Annotated in this window: 19 protein-coding genes and 1 other RNA gene; 13 read left to right on the forward strand and 7 right to left on the reverse strand. The window is 71.1% G+C overall.

Annotated features, from left to right (window positions below; genetic code table 11):
• Positions 1 to 1,107: 1,107 nt before the first annotated feature.
• The 5 genes from GGQ69_RS03980 (at position 1,108) to lepB (ending at position 6,835) form a co-directional block, all read left to right on the forward strand.
• Positions 1,108 to 2,121 carry a BTAD domain-containing putative transcriptional regulator gene (locus tag GGQ69_RS03980; RefSeq protein WP_183524880.1) on the forward strand — a complete coding sequence of 338 codons (1,014 nt, stop codon included), beginning with the start codon at positions 1,108 to 1,110 and terminating at the stop codon, positions 2,119 to 2,121.
• Between the two features lie 417 nt (positions 2,122 to 2,538).
• A complete protein-coding gene (locus GGQ69_RS03985; protein ID WP_183524884.1) occupies positions 2,539 to 3,225 on the forward strand; it encodes a response regulator in 687 nt (228 codons plus the stop codon).
• Between the two features lie 66 nt (positions 3,226 to 3,291).
• Positions 3,292 to 4,557 carry a sensor histidine kinase gene (locus GGQ69_RS16780; RefSeq protein WP_183524887.1) on the forward strand — a complete coding sequence of 422 codons (1,266 nt, stop codon included), beginning with the start codon at positions 3,292 to 3,294 and terminating at the stop codon, positions 4,555 to 4,557.
• Between the two features lie 140 nt (positions 4,558 to 4,697).
• Positions 4,698 to 6,305: a multicopper oxidase family protein gene (locus tag GGQ69_RS03995; protein WP_183524890.1), complete on the forward strand. Its 1,608-nt coding sequence runs from the start codon at positions 4,698 to 4,700 to the stop codon at positions 6,303 to 6,305.
• Complete coding sequence (lepB, locus tag GGQ69_RS04000) at positions 6,305 to 6,835, forward strand: signal peptidase I (protein WP_183524892.1); 531 nt, start codon at positions 6,305 to 6,307, stop codon at positions 6,833 to 6,835. The genes GGQ69_RS03995 and lepB overlap by 1 nt, the downstream gene beginning before the upstream one ends.
• A gap of 129 nt (positions 6,836 to 6,964) precedes the next feature.
• On the opposite strand, the gene GGQ69_RS04005 is transcribed toward lepB, so the two are convergent.
• On the reverse strand, positions 6,965 to 7,519 hold the full coding sequence (locus GGQ69_RS04005; protein WP_183524894.1) for a hypothetical protein: 555 nt from the start codon (positions 7,517 to 7,519) through the stop codon (positions 6,965 to 6,967).
• A gap of 209 nt (positions 7,520 to 7,728) precedes the next feature.
• Between GGQ69_RS04005 and panD the strand changes: the two genes are divergently transcribed.
• The 3 genes from panD to gndA all read left to right on the forward strand — a co-directional run bounded on the left by panD (position 7,729) and on the right by gndA (position 10,931).
• Positions 7,729 to 8,145, forward strand: coding sequence for an aspartate 1-decarboxylase (panD, locus tag GGQ69_RS04010; RefSeq protein ID WP_183528274.1), 417 nt, complete (start codon positions 7,729 to 7,731; stop codon positions 8,143 to 8,145).
• A 185-nt stretch (positions 8,146 to 8,330) separates the two neighbouring features.
• Positions 8,331 to 9,242: a polyphosphate kinase 2 gene (ppk2, locus tag GGQ69_RS04015; protein ID WP_183524896.1), complete on the forward strand. Its 912-nt coding sequence runs from the start codon at positions 8,331 to 8,333 to the stop codon at positions 9,240 to 9,242.
• A gap of 201 nt (positions 9,243 to 9,443) precedes the next feature.
• Positions 9,444 to 10,931 carry an NADP-dependent phosphogluconate dehydrogenase gene (gndA, locus tag GGQ69_RS04020; RefSeq protein ID WP_183524898.1) on the forward strand — a complete coding sequence of 496 codons (1,488 nt, stop codon included), beginning with the start codon at positions 9,444 to 9,446 and terminating at the stop codon, positions 10,929 to 10,931.
• 89 nt (positions 10,932 to 11,020) lie between these two features.
• Here the strand turns inward: gndA and epsC are convergent, their stop codons facing one another.
• From epsC to msrA, 3 genes are all read right to left on the reverse strand, one after another.
• Positions 11,021 to 11,605 carry a serine O-acetyltransferase EpsC gene (gene epsC, locus GGQ69_RS04025; protein WP_010145783.1) on the reverse strand — a complete coding sequence of 195 codons (585 nt, stop codon included), beginning with the start codon at positions 11,603 to 11,605 and terminating at the stop codon, positions 11,021 to 11,023.
• Positions 11,606 to 11,712: 107 nt separating this feature from the next.
• Positions 11,713 to 12,648: a cysteine synthase A gene (gene cysK, locus GGQ69_RS04030; protein ID WP_183524900.1), complete on the reverse strand. Its 936-nt coding sequence runs from the start codon at positions 12,646 to 12,648 to the stop codon at positions 11,713 to 11,715.
• 105 nt (positions 12,649 to 12,753) lie between these two features.
• Complete coding sequence (msrA, locus tag GGQ69_RS04035) at positions 12,754 to 13,347, reverse strand: peptide-methionine (S)-S-oxide reductase MsrA (protein WP_370577098.1); 594 nt, start codon at positions 13,345 to 13,347, stop codon at positions 12,754 to 12,756.
• Between the two features lie 69 nt (positions 13,348 to 13,416).
• Here msrA and GGQ69_RS04040 point away from each other — a divergent pair, with 69 nt between their 5' ends.
• From GGQ69_RS04040 to GGQ69_RS04050, 3 genes are read left to right on the forward strand one after another with little or no spacing between them, the layout of a single operon-like run.
• Complete coding sequence (locus GGQ69_RS04040; protein ID WP_183524913.1) at positions 13,417 to 14,331, forward strand: Nif3-like dinuclear metal center hexameric protein; 915 nt, start codon at positions 13,417 to 13,419, stop codon at positions 14,329 to 14,331.
• A gap of 11 nt (positions 14,332 to 14,342) precedes the next feature.
• A complete protein-coding gene (locus GGQ69_RS04045; protein WP_183524916.1) occupies positions 14,343 to 15,110 on the forward strand; it encodes a zinc ribbon domain-containing protein in 768 nt (255 codons plus the stop codon).
• Between the two features lie 48 nt (positions 15,111 to 15,158).
• Entirely contained in the window at positions 15,159 to 16,199 is a 1,041-nt protein-coding gene (locus tag GGQ69_RS04050) for a reverse transcriptase-like protein (protein ID WP_183524919.1), read from the forward strand.
• 76 nt (positions 16,200 to 16,275) lie between these two features.
• Here the strand turns inward: GGQ69_RS04050 and GGQ69_RS04055 are convergent, their stop codons facing one another.
• Together GGQ69_RS04055 and GGQ69_RS04060 are read right to left on the reverse strand one after the other, a co-directional pair.
• Positions 16,276 to 17,580: a glycine cleavage T C-terminal barrel domain-containing protein gene (locus GGQ69_RS04055; protein WP_183524922.1), complete on the reverse strand. Its 1,305-nt coding sequence runs from the start codon at positions 17,578 to 17,580 to the stop codon at positions 16,276 to 16,278.
• Between the two features lie 111 nt (positions 17,581 to 17,691).
• Positions 17,692 to 18,507 (reverse strand): YaaA family protein, encoded by an 816-nt coding sequence (locus GGQ69_RS04060; RefSeq protein ID WP_183524925.1) that lies wholly within the window; start codon positions 18,505 to 18,507, stop codon positions 17,692 to 17,694.
• An 80-nt stretch (positions 18,508 to 18,587) separates the two neighbouring features.
• On the opposite strand from GGQ69_RS04060, the gene rnpB reads away from it, so the two are divergent.
• An RNA gene (gene rnpB / locus GGQ69_RS04065) (RNase P RNA component class A) lies at positions 18,588 to 18,981 on the forward strand.
• A 70-nt stretch (positions 18,982 to 19,051) separates the two neighbouring features.
• On the opposite strand, the gene GGQ69_RS04070 is transcribed toward rnpB, so the two are convergent.
• Complete coding sequence (locus GGQ69_RS04070; RefSeq protein WP_183524928.1) at positions 19,052 to 20,950, reverse strand: BCCT family transporter; 1,899 nt, start codon at positions 20,948 to 20,950, stop codon at positions 19,052 to 19,054.
• 422 nt (positions 20,951 to 21,372) lie between these two features.
• Between GGQ69_RS04070 and GGQ69_RS04075 the strand changes: the two genes are divergently transcribed.
• Positions 21,373 to 22,827: a glyceraldehyde-3-phosphate dehydrogenase gene (locus GGQ69_RS04075; protein ID WP_183524931.1), complete on the forward strand. Its 1,455-nt coding sequence runs from the start codon at positions 21,373 to 21,375 to the stop codon at positions 22,825 to 22,827.

Consider the following 22,827-nt stretch of genomic DNA (forward strand, 5'->3'; position numbering starts at 1 on the left):
GGGCTGGTCGCAGGGCTGCGTGACGTGTTCGTGGCCGGTCAGGTCGAGGTGGTGGGGACCGACCTGCAGCGTGACGCCGATGAGTTCCACCTGGGGATTGCGCTGTGACCCGGTGGTGGCGGCCACCGTGCGCACGATGAGGTCACGCAGGGTTCCGGTGACGTCGATGCCATAGCCGGTGATGCGGATGGTGCGTCCGATGTGTCCCGGGGTGAGGTCGCGGGTCTTCATGGCGGGGTCTCTTTCCGGTCTCCCAGTGTCGGCGCCCGCCGCGCACCGGACGTGCCGGTCCGTGCATCGCCGCGTTCTGGTCGGGAGTCATGGGGGATGATGGCGCGCCCGGTGACGTCCGCAGCGGATGTGACATGGGGGAGCCCGGTCCTGACGGTGCGCCGGTTCCTCACGTCACGCATGGTCGGCCTCCGGGGATGGGGGCAGTGGTGATGTTCAGTGCCGTGAGGGTATTCTGTGCCCGCCCGGGGCCCGGTGCCACAGTGGGGTGTACCGCTTTATCAGGACCTCCACCTCGACTGCCCGAGTGCCCTCCACTCGATCGCCTCGTGCTCTGCTCCGGGTTCGCCGGCCCCCCCGGCGCCTCCCCTCGGGAATGCCGGGCCACTCGCCGGCCGGGAGCCCGGGGGCTGACCGTGCGGGGTGCCCACGCTTTTCATAGGGTCCGCCGTGGATGCTCTCCTCACGGTCCATCCAGTGCAACGCCGCCGACGTCCGGCCCGCGCCGGCGCGATGTTGGACGACGGATCCGACCGTGCGGTCCGAAGGGTGGGCCCCCAGTCCGTCCCTTCCGGCCCGGCGCCGCTGCCGACCAGCGGCACTCGCGAGGGTCCCGGTTCCCCAAGGCCGGGGCCCTCGCCCGTGCGTCGTGGCCGGGGGTCCGCCGCGGGGCCTGGCGCCCAGATCCCGCGGACGCCGGGCAGGGCGCGGCCTCGCGCGGCAGCCGCGGACCTGCCGGGGTGCGGGGTGGGTGGCGACGGCAACCCCCGGTTTTAGGGGGTCCTCGGCCCCCAGGCCGGGGCTACGCACGCCCGGTCCCGGATGGGAGTGTCGGTCCTGCACGTCCTGGGGAGAACGATCTTGGGGAGCGACACCATGGACACGACCTTCGTCGTCGACGCGCACCGGGCACCCGTGCCCGGTGCGGAGCAGCACCTGACCATCACCATGCTGGGGGCCCTGGAGGTGCGTCGCGGGGACACGGTCCTGGGGCCCCACCAGCTGGGCGGGCCCAAGTCCCGGCAGGTCCTGGAGATCCTGCTGCTGCACCTGGGGACTCCCGTCTCGAAGGGACGGCTCATCGAGCTGCTCTGGGAGGGGGCGCCCCCGGCGGCCGCGGTCTCCACCCTGGAGTCCTACGTCTCCGTGCTCCGTCGCTGCCTGCAGCCGGGCCGCGGGAGGACCGGGGCACTGAAGACCACGACGGGTGGCTACTTCCTCGACACCTCCATGATCGACCTCGACGTGACCCGGTTCGACGCGTTGCTGCGCAGGGCAGGGCTGTGCCCGCCGGCGCAGGCCTATCCGTACCTGTGCGAGGCGCTGTCGCTGGCGTCCGCGCCGCTGCTGGGCAGCGAACTGCTGCCCGAATGGGCCGAGGCCGAGCGCCGCCTGCAGAACGCCCGGACGGCCGCCGCCATGGTCCAGGCCGCGGACACGGCCCGGGAACTCGGACTGGACTCCGAGGCCGTCGCCTGGTCCCGACGGGTCCTGGATTCCGACGAGCTCAACGAGGCCGCCTGGACGAGCATGATCCTGGCCCTGGAACAGGGCGGGCACCCGGTCTCGGGCCTGCGGGCCTACGAACGGTGCCGGGCCGTCCTGGCCCGCGAGCTGGGCTGCAGCCCCGGGCCCGTCCTGCAGGCTGCCCAGGAGAGGCTGTTGCGGGCGACCTCCGCGTCGGGAGACGACTTCGGGCGGGTGATCCACGCACTGCTGACCATCCAGGGGGTGCTGGAGGGCGAGGGCCCGCGGGATGACCGGCCGGCCCTGGCGGATCCAACGGACCCAACGGATACGACAGACCCCACGGACCGGGAGCTCATCCTCCAGGACGCCGGCACCGTCATCTCGGGGTACCTGCACCGGGCCCTGCCGGTGTCGTCCTGACCCGCCCGACCCACTCGTTTCGATCGGTCCTCGCGGTCCTGGAGGTCCGGCGGGGCGACTGGTCCGGTCAGCGCTCTCCGACACCGCGTCCACGTGGTCCGTGCGGTGGTGCGTGCTCGTGGCGCGGCGTCCGTCCCGTACGGGTACTCGATCACCGCCCGTTTCCGCGGACGGGAGCGATCCCGCGTTGCCTGCCTCCTGGTCACGGCCCTACGGTGAGGCCTCCGGAGATCCCCTGTCCCCCCGGGGGACCCCCGGCCGCACACCGTTGGAGACCGCCACCGTCCGGGAGCAACCGATGACCGTCCTGACCGCACGCCCGTCCACGCCCGCTTCGGCGGGCGTCCGCAGACCGCGCCCGGCCGAGGGGGATCCGTTCCCCTTCTGGCCGGTGATGCACCACCCCTAGGCGGGGCCATGGGCACGCTCGTGGGACTCCCGGACGCCGATGCCGTCGGCACGCGGGGACACCGGTTGCGCGTGGTCGTGATCGATGACCACCGGACCTTCGCCGACCTGCTGTCCGGTGCCCTGGCCAGGGAGTCCGACCTCGACTGCGTGGGCCTGGCCGCCGGCGTGGCCGAGGGACTCGCGGTGTGCGCCGGACTGCGGCCGGACCTCGTGATCCTGGACTACCAGCTGCCGGACGGTGACGGACTGCAGGCCGCCGAGAGGATCCTGGCCCAGGACCCCGCGGTCCGCATCGTCATGCTCACCGGGTTCCCCACGGCGCCGGCGATCCGGCGGGCCGCAGCCATCGGGGTGTGCGGCTTCCTGCCCAAGGACGGGGCCCTGAGCTCATTGCTGGAGGTCGTGCGCAGCGTCCGTCCCGGCGGGTTCCTCGTCGCCCCGGCCCTCATCGCGGGACTGGACATGCCGGGGAGCGGCTCCACCGGTCCCGGCCCGAGCCTGACCGCCCGTGAACTCGACGTCCTCCGCCTCATGGCCCAGGGGTATGACGTGACCCGTAACGCCAGGACCCTGGGCATCTCCACCCATACCTGCCGGGGTTACGTGAAGTCGATCCTGGCGAAGCTGGACGCCCACAGCCAGTTGGAGGCGGTCGCCGCGGCCACCCGGCTGGGCATGCTCGGGGTGGGGTGAGCGATGTTCCGTCGGCCGGACCGGAGACACCCGAGGGATGTGCTCCCTGCCGAGGAGGGGTCGGCGGTGCGGCACGCGATCGGCAGGTTCCTGGTCACCGGGCTGGTCGTGCTGCTGATGGTCGCTGTCCCCGTCACGATCTGGGTGCGCGGGGTCGCGCACGAGATCGTCGTCCGGGACGCCCTGGAGCGGACGCAACGGCTGGCCGACCACGTGGTCTCCGCCGCCATCGTCGACGACCTGCAGGCCGGGGACCCGGTGGCGCTGGCGCAGGTCGAGGATCGTCTGGCCCCCTGGGTGACCGATGAGACGATCCGCCGCGTGAAGATCTGGAACGCGCAGGGAACGGTCCTGTACTCGGACGTCCCGGAACTGATCGGCTCCACCTTCGACCTCGAGCCCTGGGCGCAGCAGCTGCTGGACGGAGGACCGGGCACCGTCAGCGTCGGCGAGCAGGCCGGGGACGAGAACGTCTACGAGGCGGGCGACGGGGTGTTCGTCGAGGTCTACGTGGCCTCGCGCGCCGCGGGGCAGGACCCGGTGCTGGTCGAGGTGTACTTCGACGACCGGGTTCTGCTCGGTCCGCAGGGACACATCCTGCTCCGGATGACGCCCGTGCTCCTGGTGGCCATGGCCGTGCTGCAGGGCGCGCAGCTCATTCCCGGCATCCGGCTGGCCCGACAGGTCCAGGACCGCCAACGGGAACGCCGGGCCATCCTGCAGCAGGCCATCGAGGCCGGTGAGCGCGAGCGCGTCCGCCTCGCCGTGGCCCTGCACGACGACATCCTCCAGGACCTGGCGGGGCTCGCCTACACCCTGGAACCGGCCGACGGCGACGCCTCCGGTCAGGACCCCGGTGCGGTGCTGCGGCAGAGCATCGTCAAGCTGCGTGCCATCACCTCGGACCTCTACTCCTCCCCGGTGGACGCCAACACGCTGCCCTCGGCACTGGGCGTCCTGGCGGAACGCACCCGGGGCCGGCAGATCACCACCGTCGTGCACGTCGACCGGGATCCCGGGCTCGACGAGGCCCAGGCCACCGCGTGCCACCGGATCGCCCGGGAGGCCATGATGAACGTCGTCAAGCACGCCGGGGCCACCGTCGTGCACCTGGACCTGGTCCGGCGGGGGAGCGAGGTGACGCTGTCCATCGCGGATGACGGCGTGGGTCTCGACGCCGGCGCCCCGGCGGTTCCCGGCCACTTCGGTCTGCGCATGATGGCCGACGTCGCCGATTCCGTCGGTGCCCGGTTGTCCACGCGCCGTTCCGCGGCGGGGGGCACCGAGATCACCGTGACGTTTGCCGTCTCTCGCCCTCACCGCGCCGTCTGACCCCGTGCCGCCCTGCACCTTGCACCGCCCTGCACCTTGCACCGCCCGTCGAGCCGGGGCGCGCGATGTTGGTTTTTCCCAAGCTCGTTCGTCCACACTCCCTCCAGGGAGGGCACGGCACCAGACGGTGAGGAACGAGCATGGCGATATCCCGACGACACGTCATCCTGTTCGGCGGCCTGGGCGTCATGGGCGCCGGGGCGGCCGCGGTCCCGTGGGAGAACGTGTCCGCGAAGTCGGCCAGCAGGCTCGACGACCGGCAGATGCCCCGGCCCTACGCCGCCGAGTTCACCCAGCCACCGGTCCTGAAGCCCACCTCGGTGGGCATCGATCCGGACGACGGGGCACGCATCGAGAACTACACGGTGACGCAACGCGCCGCCACGGCGCGGATGCTGCCCCGGCTGGACACCCCGATTCTGGGCTACGACGGCCTCTTCCCCGGGCCGACCATCGAGGTCGAGCGGGGGACGAAGACCACCCTGACGGTGCGCAACCAGCTGCCGGCGACCCACCCCGCGCACGGACACGTCCTGGCGACCTCCACGCACCTGCACGGCTCGGCCTCGCTGCCGCAGTACGACGGGTACGCCAACGATGTGACGATGCCAGGCTTCAAGAAGACCTACCACTACTCGAACGTCCAGAACGCGCGCAGCATCTGGTACCACGACCACGGTGTCCACTTCACCGCCCTGAACGTCTACTCCGGGCTCGCGGGCCAGTACCGGATCCACGACGAGCTCGAGCGCGGCCTGCTGCCGCAGGGCGAGTTCGACGTGGGCCTGACGATCACCGATGCGATGTTCGCCCGGAACGGGGCCCTGGGCTACGACGACAACGATCACTCGGGGCTCTGGGGCGACGTCATCCTGGTCAACGGGGTGCCCTGGCCGCGCATGAGGGTCAAGCGGCGGATCTACCGGTTCAGGATGCTCAATGCGTCCATCTCCCGGTCCCTTCGGCCGTACCTGACGTCGGGAGAGGCCATGACCATCGTCGCCACGGACGGCGGGCTCATGCCCCGGGCCGTCGACGTCGCCCAGTGGCGTCATGCCGGTGCCGAGCGCTACGAGGTCCTGATCGACTTCTCGAAGTACAGGGCCGGCACCCGGGTGGAACTGCGGAACCGCTCCAACGAGAACAACCGCGACTACGACCACACCAACAAGATCATGGCCTTCGACGTGGTCGACGACCCCGTCGACACGTCCGACCCCACCTGGAACACCCCGCCCACGGTGCTGGACCCCGGCGGCGAGGTGATGAGCCTCACGAGCAAGATGGCCGGGGCCAAGCGGTACATGCGGGTCAAACGCGACGACAGGACGAACCTGTGGACGCTGAACGACAAGACCTGGGGGGCGGTCATCGCCAGTGGGTACCAGGACGTCTTCGCCCAGGTGGGCCTCAACACCGTGGAGGAGTGGGAGATCGAGAACAAGTCCGGCGGGTGGTTCCACCCCATGCACATCCACCTGGTCGACTTCAGGATCCTCAGCCGCAACGGCAGGGCGCCCTTCCCCTATGAGTCCGGTCCCAAGGACACCGTCTATGTCGGCGAGGGCGAGAAGGTCAGGCTGCTGATGCGCTTCGGCCCCCACCAGGGCCGGTACATGGTCCACTGCCACAACCTCCCCCACGAGGACCACGACATGATGACGCAGTTCCGGGTCGGGCTGAAGGCCAACGCACCGGACCCGTGGGACCCGATCGACGCCGCGCGGCCCGAGCTGGACGACGACTGATGACTGCACGGCGCGAGGCAGCACCGCGCCGTGCAGGACCCGCCCACCCCGGCCGCGTGGCGGGCGGGGTGCTCGCGGGGTTCCTGCTGGCGCTCGCCGCCCTCCGGCTGTGGGTCGTCGAACCCGTGCACGTCACCTCCGACAGCATGGTTCCCGCCGTGCACCCCGGGGCCTACGCGCTGGTGCTCACCACGCCCGCCGCCCGCGACGGGCTGGTACCGGGCGACCTGCTGGTCTTCAACGCCCCCGACGGCGGGTCCACGAACCTCAAGCGCGTCATCGCCCTCGGGGGACGGGAGGTGGCCATCCGGGACGCCGTGGTCTACGTCGACGGTGCGGGGCTCCGCGAACCGGGCATCGACGCCTCGGCCATCGACGGGACGTACTTCGGGCCCCTGACCGTTCCGCAGGGCAGCGTCTTCGTCCTGGGTGACAACCGCAGGACCTCCGTGGACTCGCGGCATCACGGTCCCGTTCCCCTGGACCGGGTCCGCGGCAGGGTCCTGTTCCTCTGGGATGGCGCCGGGTGACCTGACAGCCGATGCCCACCGGGAGGGCGCCGTGGACACTCCGGGAACACGCCGCGACTCCGCGCATTGCCGGAGCGGCACCCCGGGCCGCGGAATCCCGGCCGGCCCGACGGCCCGGGGACCGCTTCCTCACCGGGTGTGGTGGTCCGTTCCGAGGCTCAGGCGCACGGATCCCGGTCCCTGGAGCTCGAGCCGGACGCTCTCGTTGGGGATCTCGAAGACCATGGTCACCGCGAGGGTCTCACCCCGGGCGACCCGGTGCCGCTCATGACTGGTCCACAGGGGGCTCGCCGTGAACCCGACGATCTCCCGGATGCTGTAGTCGGCCGCCGCGAAGTCGATGCCACCGGGCTCGACCGCCGTCAGGTCCAGCAGCAGCCTGACGCGGTGGCCCCCCGCGGCGATCGGCCGGGCCAGGCCCGGTGCCGGCGTCGGTGGGGCCCAGGGGGCCGACTCCAGGGGGATGATGCCCTGGATCAGGGCCATCCCGCCGGCCACGGTGGCCACGGCGCCCAACGGCGTCGCCGGGGCGGGCGGCGGGTGCAGCAACCGATGGACGCCGAGTCCGCCGCCCATCACCCCGAGGGCCGCCACGGGAATCAGGGCGAGGACGGAGCGGCGACTGGGCCGGCGCCCCGGTCCGGTCGCGCTCCGGGTGTCCTGGGATAATTGCGCGGTGGCCATGCCGCATCCTCTCGGGGCGACCCTGTGGAAATCTTGATGAACGCCCCGATGGCGCCCCCCGTGACGGCCCCGGCACGGCGCACCGCGCACGGCCGGGCATCATCGGCGGGCATAATTGACAGGCATTGCCCGTTGAGGGGATGTCGTCACCGCGCCCCCGGGGCAGCGGCATCGCCAGCCTTCCGAAGGAACACAGACCCATGGCCTCCATGACCCGGACCATCTTCAAGTCCAAGATCCACCGTGCCACCGTGACGCACGCGGACCTGCACTACGTGGGTTCGGTCACCGTGGACCAGGACCTGCTCGACGCCGCGGACATCCTGCCGGGCGAGCTCGTGGCGATCGTGGACGTGACCAACGGGGCCCGGCTGGAGACCTACACCATCGCCGGTGAACGCGGTTCGGGAGTGCTGGGCATCAACGGCGCCGCCGCCCACCTGGTGGATGTGGGGGACACCGTCATCCTCATCACCTATGCGCAGATGACCACCGAGGAGGCCCGGTCCTTCCAGCCCACGGTGGTCCACGTGGACGCCGGCAACCGCATCGTCGAGCTCGGGCACGACCCGTCCGAGGCGGTCTCCGCTGGGTTGGAGCGCCCGCCTCACGCCGTGGCGCGCTGACTCCTGCGTTCCGCCGGTGTTCACCGGCGGTTCACCGGGGACGACGCCCGGTGACGGAACCGGGTGGCGCGTGGGGACGATGATGGACAATGAAGTCCAGTCCCCACCGTGCCGCACCCGGGGGGTCCGCCGACCACGCTTCTGGTCCGGGACCCCGGCGTCGGCCCCTTCGAAGGAGAGTCGAGATGCTGCTGACGCCGGACGCGCCCCGGGAGAACCTGCGCGAGTTCATCGACAAGATCCGTGACGGCGGCTTCCAGGTGGTCGACCGCCACACCCCGGACCCGGACCTGATCGACCCCCAGGGCCGGGCCGTGGACACCTGGCGGGAGGACTACCCGTACGAGACGCGGATGTCCCGCGAGGAGTACGAGGTGGAGAAGTACAAGCTGCAGATCGAGCTGCTGAAGCTGCAGTACTGGGGCGAGGACTCGGGCCAGCGGCACATCATCGTCTTCGAGGGCCGCGACGCCGCCGGCAAGGGCGGGACCATCAAGCGCTTCACCGAGTACCTCAACCCGCGCACCGCCCGGGTCGTGGCGCTGAACAAGCCCTCGGACCGCGAACAGGGCCAGTGGTACTTCCAGCGGTACATCAACCACTTCCCCACCGAGGGCGAGATCGTGCTCTTCGACCGTTCCTGGTACAACCGGGCGGGCGTGGAACGCGTCATGGGCTTCAGCACGGACGAGCAGTACACCACCTTCATGAGCCAGGTGCCGCTGTTCGAGAAGATGCTCGTGGACGACGGCATCCACCTGACGAAGTTCTGGTTCTCCGTGACCCAGTCCGAGCAGCGCACCCGCTTCGCCATCCGGCAGATCGACCCGGTGCGCCGCTGGAAGCTCTCGCCCATGGACCTGGAGTCGCTGGACCGGTGGGAGGACTACACGGCGGCCAAGGAGGCCATGTTCCTGCACACGGACACCGACCACGCACCGTGGACCACCATCAAGTCCAATGACAAGAAGCGTGCCCGGCTCAACGCCATGCGCCATTTCCTGTCCCAGTTCGAGTACGAGGACAAGGACCACGCGGTGGTCGGCACCCCGGACCCGCTGATCGTGCGCCGCGGCCGGGACGCCGTCGGGGACTGACGCATCGCGGCGCCCGCAGGCAACGGCCTGCTGGGACCGCATGGGCGCCCCGAACAGTCCTGCGCACCGCAGGCGGGGCGGTGAACGCCGCGGCCGGCCTCGCCGACCACGTAGGCTGGTGGGGTCCGGGCCGCCCCCGAGGGGTGCGGCCGGAATTCCACTGTTGGCAGCAGCACCTCCGGCGTGCTGGGAAGGAACGGCATGAAGGCTGACATCGGCGTCACGGGGCTGGCGGTCATGGGGGCGAACCTGGCCCGGAACTTCGCGCGTCACGGGTACACCGTGGCCCTGCACAACCGCAGCAGGGCGCGCACCGACGCGCTCGTGGCCGAGCACGGCGAGGACGGGACCTTCATCCCCACGGAGACGCTGGCCGAGCTCGTGGAGTCCCTGGCCACCCCCCGCCGGGTGCTCCTCATGGTCCAGGCCGGCCGGCCCGTGGACGACGTCATCGACCAGCTCGTGCCGCTGCTGGAGGCCGGGGACATCGTCATCGACGCCGGCAACTCGCACTATGAGGACACCCGCCGGCGCGAGGCGGCCCTCGCGGCGAAGGACCTGCACTTCGTGGGGATCGGCGTGTCCGGCGGCGAGGAGGGCGCCCTGAACGGCCCCGCCATCATGCCGGGCGGCCCGCGCGAGTCCTACGAGGCGCTCGGCCCGCTGCTCGAGGACATCTCCGCGAAGTACGAGGGCGACCCCTGCTGCGCCTGGATCGGCACGGACGGCGCCGGCCACTTCGTGAAGATGGTCCACAACGGCATCGAGTACGCCGACATGCAGGTGATCGGGGAGGCCTACGACCTCCTGCGCAGCGTCGGGGGCGTGGAACCGGCGGAGCAGGCCGTCATCTTCGAGCAGTGGAACCGCACGGAGCTGCGCAGCTACCTGATCGAGATCACCGCCGACGTCCTGAGCCAGGTGGACGTGGCCACCGGCCAGCCGATGGTCGACGTCATCGTGGACGAGGCCGGGCAGAAGGGGACCGGCCGCTGGACGGCCATTTCCGGGCTGGACCTGGGCGCGCCCGTGGCGGCGATCGCCGAGTCCGTGTTCGCCCGCTCGCTCTCCAGCCAGACCGCCGCGCGGTCGACGGCCCGGGAGGTCCTGGGCGCGGGCGCCGACGCCGTCAGCGCCCCGCGGGAACTGCAGGACCGGGACCACGAGGCCTTCGTCGAGGACGTGCGCCTGGCCCTGTACGCCTCCAAGCTGGTGTCCTACGCCCAGGGCCTGGACATGCTCTCGGCGGCCGCCGCTCAGTACGGCTGGTCCCTGGACCTGGGCACCATCGCATCCCTGTGGCGCAACGGCTGCATCATCCGCGCCGACCTGCTGGACACCATCATGAAGGCCTACGGGGGCCGGGACACCACCCGTCACCCGGAGCCGGGCACGCTGGCGGAGGGCCAGCCGCTCAACCTGCTCTTCGCCCCGGAGTTCAGCCAGGCGCTCGCCGCCGCGGTGCCGGCCTGGCGCCGGGTGGTCGCGGCGGCCGTCTCCGCCGGGGTGCCCGTGCCGGTGTTCTCCTCGGCCCTGGCCTACTACGACGGACTGCGCCGGGACCGCCTGCCGGCCGCGCTCACCCAGGGCCTGCGCGACTACTTCGGCGCGCACACCTACCGCCGGGTCGACCGCGAGGGCACCTTCCACACCCTGTGGTCGGGAGACCGCTCCGAGATCTCGGCCTGAGGCCTCCACGACGCCGGCCGGCCGCCTTCCGAGGGGAAGGCGACCGGCCGGCGTCGTGCTGGGGTGCTGCGCGAGCGTCTCGCGGGGCGTCAGATCCACATGGCGGGGTCGACGTACTCCGCGGGGTCCACGGCGGGCTTGTGCTCGCGGGGTTCCCGGTGGCGCCACGTGGCCGGGACGCCGGTGGCGATGGAGCCGGCGGGGGTGTCCTTGACGACGACGGCGTTGGCGCCCACCGCGGTGCCCGCGCCGATCTCGACCGGGCCGAGGATCTTGGCACCGGCACCGACGACGACCCCGTTCTGCAGGGTCGGGTGCCGCTTGACCTTGTCCAGGGACCGCCCGCCGAGGGTGACCCCGTGGTAGAGCATGACGTCGTCGCCGATCTCGGCCGTCTCACCGATCACCACGCCCATGCCGTGGTCGATGAAGAACCGCCGGCCGATCGTCGCGCCCGGGTGGATCTCGATCCCGGTCAGGGTCCGGGCCACCTGGGAGACCACGCGCGCCGGGGTCTTCAGGCGCTCGTTCTGCCACATCCGGTGCGTCAGCCGGTGCGCCCAGATCGCGTGCAGGCCCGAGTAGACCACGGCAACCTCCAGGTCGCCGCGGGCCGCCGGGTCGTGCGCCCGGGCGTTCGCGATGTCTTCCTTGAGGCGGGACAGGAAACCCACTGGAGGCCTTTCGGTCGGTGGCTGGTGCCGGCGGTGTGCGTGCGGACCGGTCGGCGACCGGCCCGCACGGCGGTGTCTTGACTGTAGTGTGTGCCGCGGGCCCGTGATCAGCCGCGGATGTCCTCGTACAGGACGGTGGAGATGTACCGTTCGCCGAAGTCGCAGACGATCGCGACGATCAGCTTGTCCCGGTTCTCCTCCTTCCTGGCCTCCTCGATGGCCGCGGACACGATGGCCCCGGAGGAGATGCCGCCCAGGATGCCCTCCTGGGTGCCCAGGTCACGCGCGGTGGCGACGGACTCCTCGAGGGTGGCGGCGTACACCGCGTCGTAGATCTCCTGGTCCAGGATCTCCGGGATGAAGTTCGCGCCCAGGCCCTGGATCTTGTGCGGGCCCGGCTTGCCCCCGGAGAGGATGGGGGAGTCGGCCGGCTCGACGGCGACCAGGCGCACGTCGGGCTTCTGCTCCCGCAGGTAGCGGCCGGCGCCGGTGATGGTGCCGCCGGTGCCGATGCCGGCCACGAAGATGTCCACCTGGCCGTCGGTGGCCTCCCAGACCTCGGGACCGGTGGTGGTGTAGTGCGCCTGCACGTTGGCCTGGTTGGCGAACTGACGGGCCCAGACGGCGTTGTCGGACTCCGCGACGATCTGCTGGGCCTTCTCCAGTGCCCCGCGCATGCCGTCGGCGCCGGGGGTCAGGACGATCTCCGCCCCGTAGGCGCGCAGCATCACGCGGCGCTCGTTGGACATGGTCTCGGGCATGGTCAGGATGACCTTGTACCCCCGTGCGGCACCGACCATGGCCAGGGCGATGCCCGTGTTGCCGGAGGTGCCCTCCACGATCGTCCCGCCCGGGCGCAGCTGGCCGGAGGCCTCGGCGGCATCCACGATCGACCGGCCGATGCGGTCCTTGACCGAGTTGGCCGGGTTGTAGAACTCGAGCTTGACGGCGACCTGGCCGGGCAGTCCCTCGGTCAGCCGGTTGAGCCGGACGAGGGGGGTGTTGCCGACGGCCTCGGTGATGTTGTTGAGCAAGGTGGCCATGAGGGTTTCCTTTGTCGAAGTCGGTGCAGGGACTGAGGGCGGCGGGCCGGTGGCCGGCACGGGCGCTGGACCCGGGCGGCGACGTCCGGGTCCTCGGGAATCAGCCTATGTCAGTGGCCTGCTGAGCTGAGGCTCGACCAGCCACGCCGAGTAACGCTGCCGGACCTTGGCCAGTTTCGGGGTGATGATCACGTGGCAGTAGCCGGCATCGGGCCGGTTCGTGTAGAAGTCCTGGTGGTACCACTCCGCCGGATACCACCGGGCGGCCGGCTCGATCGTGGTGACGATCGGGGCGGCCCAGTTGTCCTGGTTGCGTTCGATGGCGGCCCGGAACAGGGCCTCGTCCTCGGCGCCGTCAGCGAACAGCGCCGAGCGGTACTGGGTACCCACGTCATGTCCCTGGCGGTTCAGGGTCGTCGGGTCATGGCCCGTGAAGAAGATGTCCAGGACCATGTCCGCGCTGATGACGGACTCGTCGAAACCCACCCGCACCGCCTCGGCATGACCGGTCCTCCCCGAACACACCGTCTCGTAGTCCGGGTCGGGCCAGTCGCTGCCCGTGTAACCGGACTCGACGGACGTGATGCCCCGGAGGCGCCGGTACACGGCGTCCAGGCACCAGAAGCAGCCACCGGCCACCGTCAGCACCCGGTGGGAGCCGCGGGCTCCGGTCACGTCGTCGGACGGGTTCTCTCGCACGTCGTCACTCACAACGGGGTACAGCACGGGGGAGCGCGGGTTCATTCCCGACTCGGGCACAATGGCCCTATGAGCGCCGCAACGCCGACCCCGTCCTCCCCGGCCGAGCCGGAGGGGACGGACCTCCGCGACACCGACCGCATCCCGACCCTGGCCCAGGTGCTGGAGGCCTTCGAGCAGTTGTGGCCCGCGTCCCTGGCCGAGGACTGGGACGCCACCGGCCTGGTGGCCGGCCGGCCCGGCCGGCCGGTGCGCCGCATCCACTTCGCGGTGGACCCCGTCCAGGACGTGGTCGAGGAGGCCGTGGGCGCCGGTGCCCAGTTGCTCGTCACCCACCATCCGCTGCTGTTGCGCGGCGTGCACTCGGTGGCGGCCACCGGTTTCAAGGGCGAGGTCCTCCACAGCCTCATCGAGGGTGGCTGCGCGCTGCTGACCGCCCACACCAACGCCGATTCCGCCGTCGGGGGCGTCTCCGACGTCATCGCGGACGTGCTCGGGCTGCAGGAGGTCACGCCGCTGGTCCCGGCCGCCGGGGGACTGGCCGAGGAGGGGCTCGGCCGGGTGGGCCGGTTGTCCCGGGCCATGACACTGGGCGACTTCGCCGCCCGCGTGTTCTCGGTCATGCCCGCCGTGGCGGGCGGGGTGCGCGTGGCGGGGGACCGGGACGGGCTGGTCAGCACGGTGGCCGTCTGCGGAGGCGCCGGGGACAGCCTCTTCGACCAGGTCCGGGCCGCCGGGGCCGACGTGTACGTCACGGCGGACCTGCGCCACCACCCGGCCTCCGAGGTGCGGGAGGCGGCCCGGCTGACCGGCGGACGCCCCTACCTGGTGGAGGTCTCCCACTTCGGCAGCGAGTGGCTGTGGCTGCCGGCCGCCGCCGAGGCCCTCGACACCCTGCTCACCGACCGCGGCTTCGACGTGGAGATCGCGGTCAGCGCACTGAACACCGACCCCTGGGACTTCGTCCTGACCCCCGGCTCCTGAAGGAGGCCCGCATGACCGATTCCGCCACCCCCGCGACCCCGGCCACCACGGCGACCCCGGCCGAACAGCTGAGGCTGCTCGACCTGCAGGCGCTGGACACCGCCCTGGACCAGGCGCGGTCGCGCATGCAGCAGTTGCGCCAGGATCCCGGGTTCCGTCAGCTGCAGCAGGCGGTCGCCGACCGCCAGGCCGAGGCCGACCAGGCCACCGCGTCGCTGGCCGCGGCGCAGGCCGCCCTGGCCGCTGCCGATCAGGAGGTCTCCTCCGTCCGGGCCCACCGGGAGCGCAACCAGAAGCGCCTGGACGCCGGCGAGGGATCGGCCCGGGACCTGGAGAGGATGATGCACGAACTCACCACGCTCGCCGAACTCCAGGACCGCCACGAGGAGACGGAGCTGGAGGCCATGGACGCCGTGGAACAGGCCGAGTCCGCGCAGGCGCAGGCCCACCGGCTCCTGGCCGAGGCGCAGTCCGCCGCCCGGGACCGCGGGGCAGCGCTGAAGGCCGAGGCCACCGAGGTCTCCGCGCGCGGCAACGAGCTGACCAGGGACCGCACCGCGCTCGCGGCCACCCTGCCCCCCGGACTGGTCGCCCGGTACGAGAAGGTCCGGGCCCGCACCGGCGGGATCGGGGCGGCGCGGCTGGTCGGGAACCACTCGGAGGCCTCCGGCATGCCGATCAGCCCGGCGGACCTCGCGCAGATCGAGCGGGCGCCGGCCGATACGCTGGTGTACTGCCCGGACTCCGGGGCCATCCTGGTCCGGGCCACCGAGGGCTGAGCCCCGCCGGCCTCCGGCCGGCCACCCGTCCAGAACCAGAGAGAAGTGATGCCAGTGTCCGAACGCGTCCTGCAGGTCGAGGCCGACGGCGGCTCCCGCGGCAATCCCGGAGTCGCCGGCTACGGTGCCCTCGTTCGGGATCCGGCCACCGGGAAGATCCTGGACATCGACGCCGCCCCGCTGGGCAGGGCCTCGAACAACGTGGCCGAGTACTCCGGGCTCGTGGCCGGTCTGACCATGGCCCGGAACCTCGACCCCGAGGCCCGGGTGCACGTGAAGATGGACTCCAAGCTCGTGGTGGAGCAGATGAGCGGGCGCTGGAAGATCAAGCACGCGGACATGCAGAAACTGGCCGGCCAGGCCCGGGCGATCCTCCCCCCGGGCAGGGTCACGTACGAGTGGATCCCCCGGGAGAAGAACAAGGACGCGGACCTGCTCTCGAACGAGGCCATGGACGCCGGCGCGTCCGGACGCCCGTGGGTCCGCGCGACGTCCGGGATCCGGGTGGCCGGCACCGCGGCTGCCGGATCCACGGCGACGAGGACCGCGACGTCCGCCCCGGAACCGGCACAGGCGCCCGGGCGTCAGCCCGTGCAGGAGAAGCCGGCACCGGAACCGGTGCCGGCCGCGACCGGGGCAGCCGCGGCGGACAGCGCCGGACGGCCCGCCGACGCCGGGACACCGCGGCGGGCGGGCCGGCTGCACCACGTGGAGATCTGGGTGCAGGACCTGGCCCGCGCCCGCCAGACGCTGGGCTGGCTGTTCCAGCAACTCGGCTACCAGGTCAGCGGAGAGTGGTCCGAGGGCACCAGCTACCAGGGCGCCGGGGAGTACCTCGTGCTGGAGTCCGGACCGGACGTGGGTCCCGGCGGTCATGACCGGCTGCGTCCTGGGCTCAACCACCTGGCCTTCCAGGCCGGCACCCGGGCCGAGGTCGACGCGCTGGTCGAGGGCGCGGTCCACCGGGGCTTCACGGTGCTGTTCGCCGAGAAGCACCCCTTCGCCGGGGGACGCAGCCACTACGCCGCCTACCTGGAGGCTCCCGGCGGTTTCGAGGTCGAGCTCGTGGCCGAGGCGGGCACCGCCTGACAGGCTGGGGCGCCGCGGACCGCCGTCACGGGCGGTGACGCCCGCCAGGGGACGCGGACGGGACCGGGGCGTCGCCTCACTCGGCGGCGTCCAGCCCCCGTTGCCTCAGCAGCTCGCGCTGGTTCGGGTTGACCGAGGGCCGGAAGGGCAGCTCGACCACCTCGGCCGCCACGGGCCGTCCGGTGGTGTCCGCGTACTCCTCCGGCAGGTGCACCCAGAGCTCGGTGCCCAGGCCGGCGAGCTCCACCGGGACGTACCCCATGGCGATGTTGTGACCCAGCTCCGGCGAGTACCAGGGGGAGGTGACGTAGCCGACCGGGTCGGTGTCGACGTCGGGACTGATCAGCCAGAAGTCCGGGGCGTAGTCCTCGATGGGCGCCCCGCCCAGCCGCATCCCCACGAGCTGGTGGGTGTACGGCGGGGTCCCCGCCTCGACCTGCCGCCGGGCCTCCTCCAGGGCCGCCTTGCCCACGTACTCGCCCGCCTTGCCCCGGGGGACCTGATAGCCCAGGTTGACCTGGAAGGGCAGGGTCTCCTGGTCCATGTCCTGGCCCCAGGACAGGATGCCGGCCGCGATCCGACGGTGGTGCGCGGGCGCCACGACGGCCAGCTGGTGTGGCCGGCCCGCCTCGAGGACCGCGTTCCACATGGTCTCGGCGTGCAGGGTCGCGTCCTTGAGGTAGATCTCGTAGCCCTTCTCCCCGCTGAACCCGGTCTGGGAGACGATCACGTCACAGCCCGCCACCTGCCCGGCGAGCAGGCCGTACGGCGGCAGTCCGGCGACCGCGTCCCCGAACAGGTCTGTCATGAGGTCCACGGACTTCGGGCCCTGGACCTGCACGGGGCAGACGTCGATCTCGCGGATGTCCACGTCATACCGGCGGCCCACGTTGACACCCTGGAGCCAGAACAGCAGGTCCGAGTCCGAGAGGCTGAACCAGAACTCGTCCTCCGCGAGCCGCAGCAGGACCGGGTCGTTCAGGATCCCGCCGGCCTCGTTGCACAGGATCACGTAACGGGCGTGCATGACGGGGATCCGGGTGGCGTCCCGGGTGATGACGAAGTCGACGAAGGCCTCCGCGTCCGGGCCCTGGACCCGGATCTGCCGCTCGACCGCCACGTTCCACAGGGTCACGTGGTTCACCAGGGAGTCGTACTCGACCATCATGCCGCCGTCCTCGGGGGCCACGTAGCCCCGGGGGTGGTACATGCGGTTGTAGACCGAGGCCCGCCAGCAGCCGGCCTCCATGGACAGGTGCCAGTACGGCGACTTCCGCACGCGCGTGTCGATCAGCATCTGGACCGGGGTGGGCCCGGACTGGCGCAGATTGATGGGAACGGTGCGGTCGGACTGCACCACGGTGGGGACGTTGGGATTCACGGCGGATCATCCTCCTGCGCATCGGATCCGACCACCGTAGCGGCCCGCCCGGGCCGGGGAAAGGTCCCGGTCACCGCCGGTCCCGGGGGATGAAGGAGGGAGGCGACCGGCTCAGACGGTGGAGTACCGCTCGGGCAGGGTGACCTCCAGCCGGCCCGGCCTCGACCCGGGGGTCTGCGACGCCGGGACCAGGTCCACCGTCCAGTCGTACGGACCGGCGGCCGAGCCCGCGGCCGCCACGACCTCGGCCGCCGTCTCCGGGGACCGGGCCGCCCGGGGGCCCGCCAGCAGCAGGGCCCGGGCCACCAGCCCGCGGGTGTGCTTGGCGAAGTGCGAGACCACGGTGCGCTCGCCGTTGCGCACCTGGAACACGTCCACCGTCACGGTGGTCTCCGCCGGGGCCTTCCACTGTGCCGCGTACCCGCCCGAGCGGCAGTCGACGACCACGCCGGCGTGCGCGGCCTTCTCGTCCAGCAGCGGAGTGAGCCGGGGCTTCCACCACGAGGACATCCGTCCGATGGTCGGCAGCGTGGCGGTGACCGTCAGGCGGTGGTTGGGGATCCGGTCACCCAGGGTCAGCACGCCGAACAGGCCGGAGAAGACCAGCACCTCCTCACGCGCCCGGCGGCGGGCGACCTCCGGGAGGGAGGCGTAGTCCAGGGCGTCGTAGAGCACCCCGGTGAAGACCTGGTGGGCCGGGCCGGCGGGGGCCGTGTCCAGGACGAGGTTCGCCTCGATGTCCGACAGCTTCGCCCGGCCCACCCCCAGGACCTCGGCGGCGTCCGGTGCCGTGGACACCGCGGCCAGGGTGCCCATCACCGTGATGCGCTCGCCGGTGAGCGTGGGAAGGAACAGGGAACTGAGCTCCATCGGGGCGCCGGAGCTGGGAGTGGTCTTGCCCTCGGAGGGCGGCAGCAGGATGAGCACCCGAACAGCCTAGCCACCGGGCGGGGGAGGGCCGCCGCCACGAGGGGGGGGTGGGCGTGGCGATAGACTGGGTGGCCGGGACAGGCCGGTGGACGGTCGCAGGGCATCGCGTGCGATGCCGTGAGGAACGTCCGGGCACCACAGGGCAGGATGGTGGGTAACGCCCACTCGGGGTAACCCGCAGGACAGTGCCACAGAAAGCAGACCGCCCGCACGGTGGGTGCGTGCATCCACCGGCGCGGGTAAGGGTGAAAGGGTGGTGTAAGAGACCACCAGCGGTCCGGGTGACCGGGCCGGCTCGGTAAACCCCATCCGGTGCAAGGCCGAACAGGATGCGCTCGCAGGGCTGCCCGCCCGAGCATCCGGGTTGGCCGCTCGAGCCCGTCGGCAACGGCGGGCCTAGATGGATGGCCGTCACCGTGGTCCGGGCAACCGGTCACGGCACAGAACCCGGCGTACAACCGGCCTGTCCCACCCCCGGCGAGGGCCGGCGTCGTTCCCGAGAAGGGGAGACGACGCCGGCCCTCGCCGCTGTCTGGTACTGCTACCGGTCCTCCCGCTCCTGCCGGTGTCCGGGGTGGGCGGCATCGGCCGGGGACGGATCCTCCTGGGGGCCCGGATCCTCCGGGGCCGGGACCGGGGCGTCCAGGCGGTCGGGCACGCCGTCGTGGTCGGCATCCCGGGGCCGCGCCGCCTGGATGGCGATGGCCTCCGTCACGAGGCCGAACCCGCTGTCCGGGTGCTTCTCCACGGCGATGGAGACCGAGTCCTCGAGGACCTGGCGGGCGATCCTGTCCTGCAGCATCAACGGATCCCGGCGCAGGTCCTTCCAGATCGCCACGCACAGCAGCAGCATGACCAGGACGAACGGCAGCGCCGAGACGATCGTGATGTTCTTGATGCCGTTGAGTGCCTCGGCGGGCTCATCGCCGCCGGCCAGCAGCATGGCCGCGGCCGCGCCCCCGACGGCCAGTCCCCAGAAGATGATCACCTTGCGGGAGGGGTCCGTGGTGCCCCGCTCGCTCAGGGTGCCCATGACGATCGAGGCCGAGTCGGCGCCGGTGACGAAGAAGATGGCGATCAGGAGCACCGTGATGCCGGTGACGATGAGCGTGAGCACCTGGTTCATCGGCAGGGCGCCGAGCATGTCGAACAGGATCAGGTCGAAGTTGATGTCCGGCGCCCCGTCCACGATCGACGCGAGCTGGGCGCCCGTGTCCCCGGCCTGCTCGGCGCGCTCCTGGATGCCGATCGCGCCACCGCCGAAGATGGTGAACCACACCAGGGAGACCGCCGAGGGAACCAGCAGTACGCCCACCACGAACTGGCGGATGGTGCGGCCTCGGGAGATGCGGGCGATGAACATCCCGACGAACGGGGTCCACGACATCCACCAGGCCCAGTAGAAGATGGTCCAGGTGCCCAGCCACTCCTGCATCGTCTGGTCACCGGAGCCGGTGCGGGAGGCCATCACCGGCAGGTCGTTGATGAAGCTGCCCACGGCGTTGGGGAGGATGTTGAGCACGAACAGCGTGGGTCCCAGTATGAAGACCAGCACCGCCAGGAGCAGGGCCAGCACCATGTTGATGTTGGACAGCCACTGGATGCCGCGGGCGATCCCGGACACGGCGGAGGCCACGAAGGCCAGGGTGAGGATCCCGATGACCATCACGAGGATCGCCGTGGTGGCCTGTTCGATGACCCCGGCGGACTGGAGACCGCCGCCGATCTGCATGGCTCCCAGGCCCAGGGAGCAGGCGGAACCGAACAGCGTGGCCAGGATGGCCAGGATGTTGATGACCCTCCCGCCCCAGCCGTTGACCGCCTTCTCCCCGAACAGCGGGGTGAACATGGAGGAGAACAGCTGGCTGCGGCCCAGCCGGAAGGTGCCGTAGGCGATCCCGAGGCCGACCACGGCGTACATGGCCCACGGGTAGATCGTCCAGTGGAACAGCGTGGTGCCCATGGCGACCCCGGCGGCCTCGGGGGTCTGGCCCTCCACGGTCCCCGGGGGCGGTGCCATGTAGAAGTACAACGGTTCACCCACGCCGTAGAACACCAGGCCGATGCCCATGCCGGTGGCGAACATCATGGAGATCCAGGAGACCGTCCTGAACTCCGGCTTCTCCTCGTCCTGGCCGAGGTTGATGCGCCCGAAGCGGCTGAACGCCACCACGATCACGAAGACCGCGAACACCGTGGCGGCGATGACGAAGAGCCAGCCGGTGTGGGTGATGGTCCAGCTCAGGGCGTCGGCGGAGAAGGCCCCGAGGGAGTCCGATCCGATGAATCCCCACAGCACCATGGCCAGGGCGACGGCGCCCGCGATGCCGAAGACCCAGGGATCGATCCCCGTGGCACGGTCGGTGCGGCGCGGGGGCCGCTTGCGTCTTTCCCTCAGTTCGTTGACCAGGTCTGCCGTCGACTGTGTCTCATGGCTCATGTGGCGTCTCCGGGGCCCGTCGGCCCCGGCCCTCCTCTCGAGAGTGATGCACGCGTGGCGCGACGTGTGGAAGGTCCGCGTGTCACGGATGATGCGATTGACTGCACCCTATCCCGTGACCAGTCCGCGGGTCAGTGGCGCGGTCCTGCGAATATGGACCGTGTCCACCGGCCCCGCCGTGACCGGCCCGGAACCGGTCACCGGGCCGCAGTGGCCCACGCCACAGGGTGGGCGCGCCCACCACATGGCTACATGCGGAACCGGGGTGGTGCGGAAACACTAGACTGGGTCCGGCCGTATACCGACCGGGTACGGCAGGCCGGACGGGCCGTGACCGTCTCCACTACCGGGTGCCCACCGGCGCCCGTGCAGCGACAGCGCAGTCGCCCCCTGGAGGCAGGGGCTTGAGGGAAGGACCTACCGTGGCAGAAGAGACCACCGGAATCGCGCAGGACCAGCGCGCCGCCTGGAACAACCGGGAGGAACTGGCCGAGAAGATGGTTCCGCTGATCGGCACGTTGTACCGGGACCACAACGTGATCACCAGCATCTACGGCCGCCAGCTCGTCCACAAGGGCGTCATCGACATCATCAAGGCGCACCGCTACGCCCGGCAGATCGACGAGTCCGTCCTGCCCGTCGAGGACACCTTCCCGATCGTCGAGGCCATGGCGGGGATGAACCTCGGCGCGGCCTCCGTGGACCTGGCCAAGCTGGCCAACAAGTACAAGGAGACCGGGGGAGACCTGCAGTCCTTCCTGGACACCGAGCTGGCTGAGGTCGCCGGCAAGGGCGGCGGGGGCCTGCACGAGCCCACCGACGTGGTCCTCTACGGCTTCGGCCGGATCGGCCGCCTGCTGGCCCGCATCATCCTCTCCCACGAGGGCGGCGGCTCCTCGCTGCGCCTGCGCGCCATCGTGGTGCGGAAGAACTCCGACAACGACCTGGTCAAGCGGGCCTCCCTGCTGCGCCGCGACTCGATCCACGGCCCCTTCGAGGGCACCATCACCGTGGACGAGGAGAACAACACCATCACCGCCAACGGCACCGTGATCCAGGTGATCTACTCCAACGACCCGGCCAGCATCGACTACACCGCGTTCGGCATCAAGGACGCGGTCGTGGTGGACAACACCGGACGCTGGCGTGACGAGGAGGGCCTCGGCCAGCACCTGAAGTCCAAGGGCGTCGCCAAGGTCCTGCTCACCGCACCGGGCAAGGGCGATATCAAGAACATCGTCTTCGGCGTCAACACGGACGACATCACCGAGCAGGACACCATCCTCTCGGCCGCCTCCTGCACCACCAACGGCATCACGCCGGTGCTCAAGATCATCAACGACGAGTACGGCATCGACCACGGCCACGTGGAGACCGTGCACGCCTACACCAACGACCAGAACCTCACGGACAACTTCCACAAGGGTTCGCGTCGCGGCCGCGCGGCGGGCCTGAACATGGTGCTCACCGAGACCGGTGCCGCCAAGGCCGTGGCCAAGGCCCTGCCCGAGCTCAAGGGCAAGCTCTCCGGCAACGCCATCCGCGTGCCCACCCCGAACGTCTCCATGGCCATCCTGAACCTGGAACTGGAGAAGGAGACGTCCGTCGAGGAGCTCAACGCGCACCTGCGCAACGAGTCCCTGACCGGTGCGCTGCGCGCCCAGATGGACTACATCCACTCCCCGGAGGTCGTCTCCTCGGACTTCGTCGGCTCCAACCGCGCCGGCATCGTCGACGGCCTGGCCACCATCGTCAACGACGGCAAGAACGCCATCGTCTACGTCTGGTACGACAACGAGTTCGGCTACTCCTGCCAGGTCGTCCGGGTCATCGAGAAGATGGCCGGCGACGCGGTGCCGGTCCTGCCCAGGGACTGA

This window comes from Micrococcus sp. TA1 (genome assembly GCF_014199555.1).
Taxonomy (GTDB): domain Bacteria; phylum Actinomycetota; class Actinomycetes; order Actinomycetales; family Micrococcaceae; genus Citricoccus.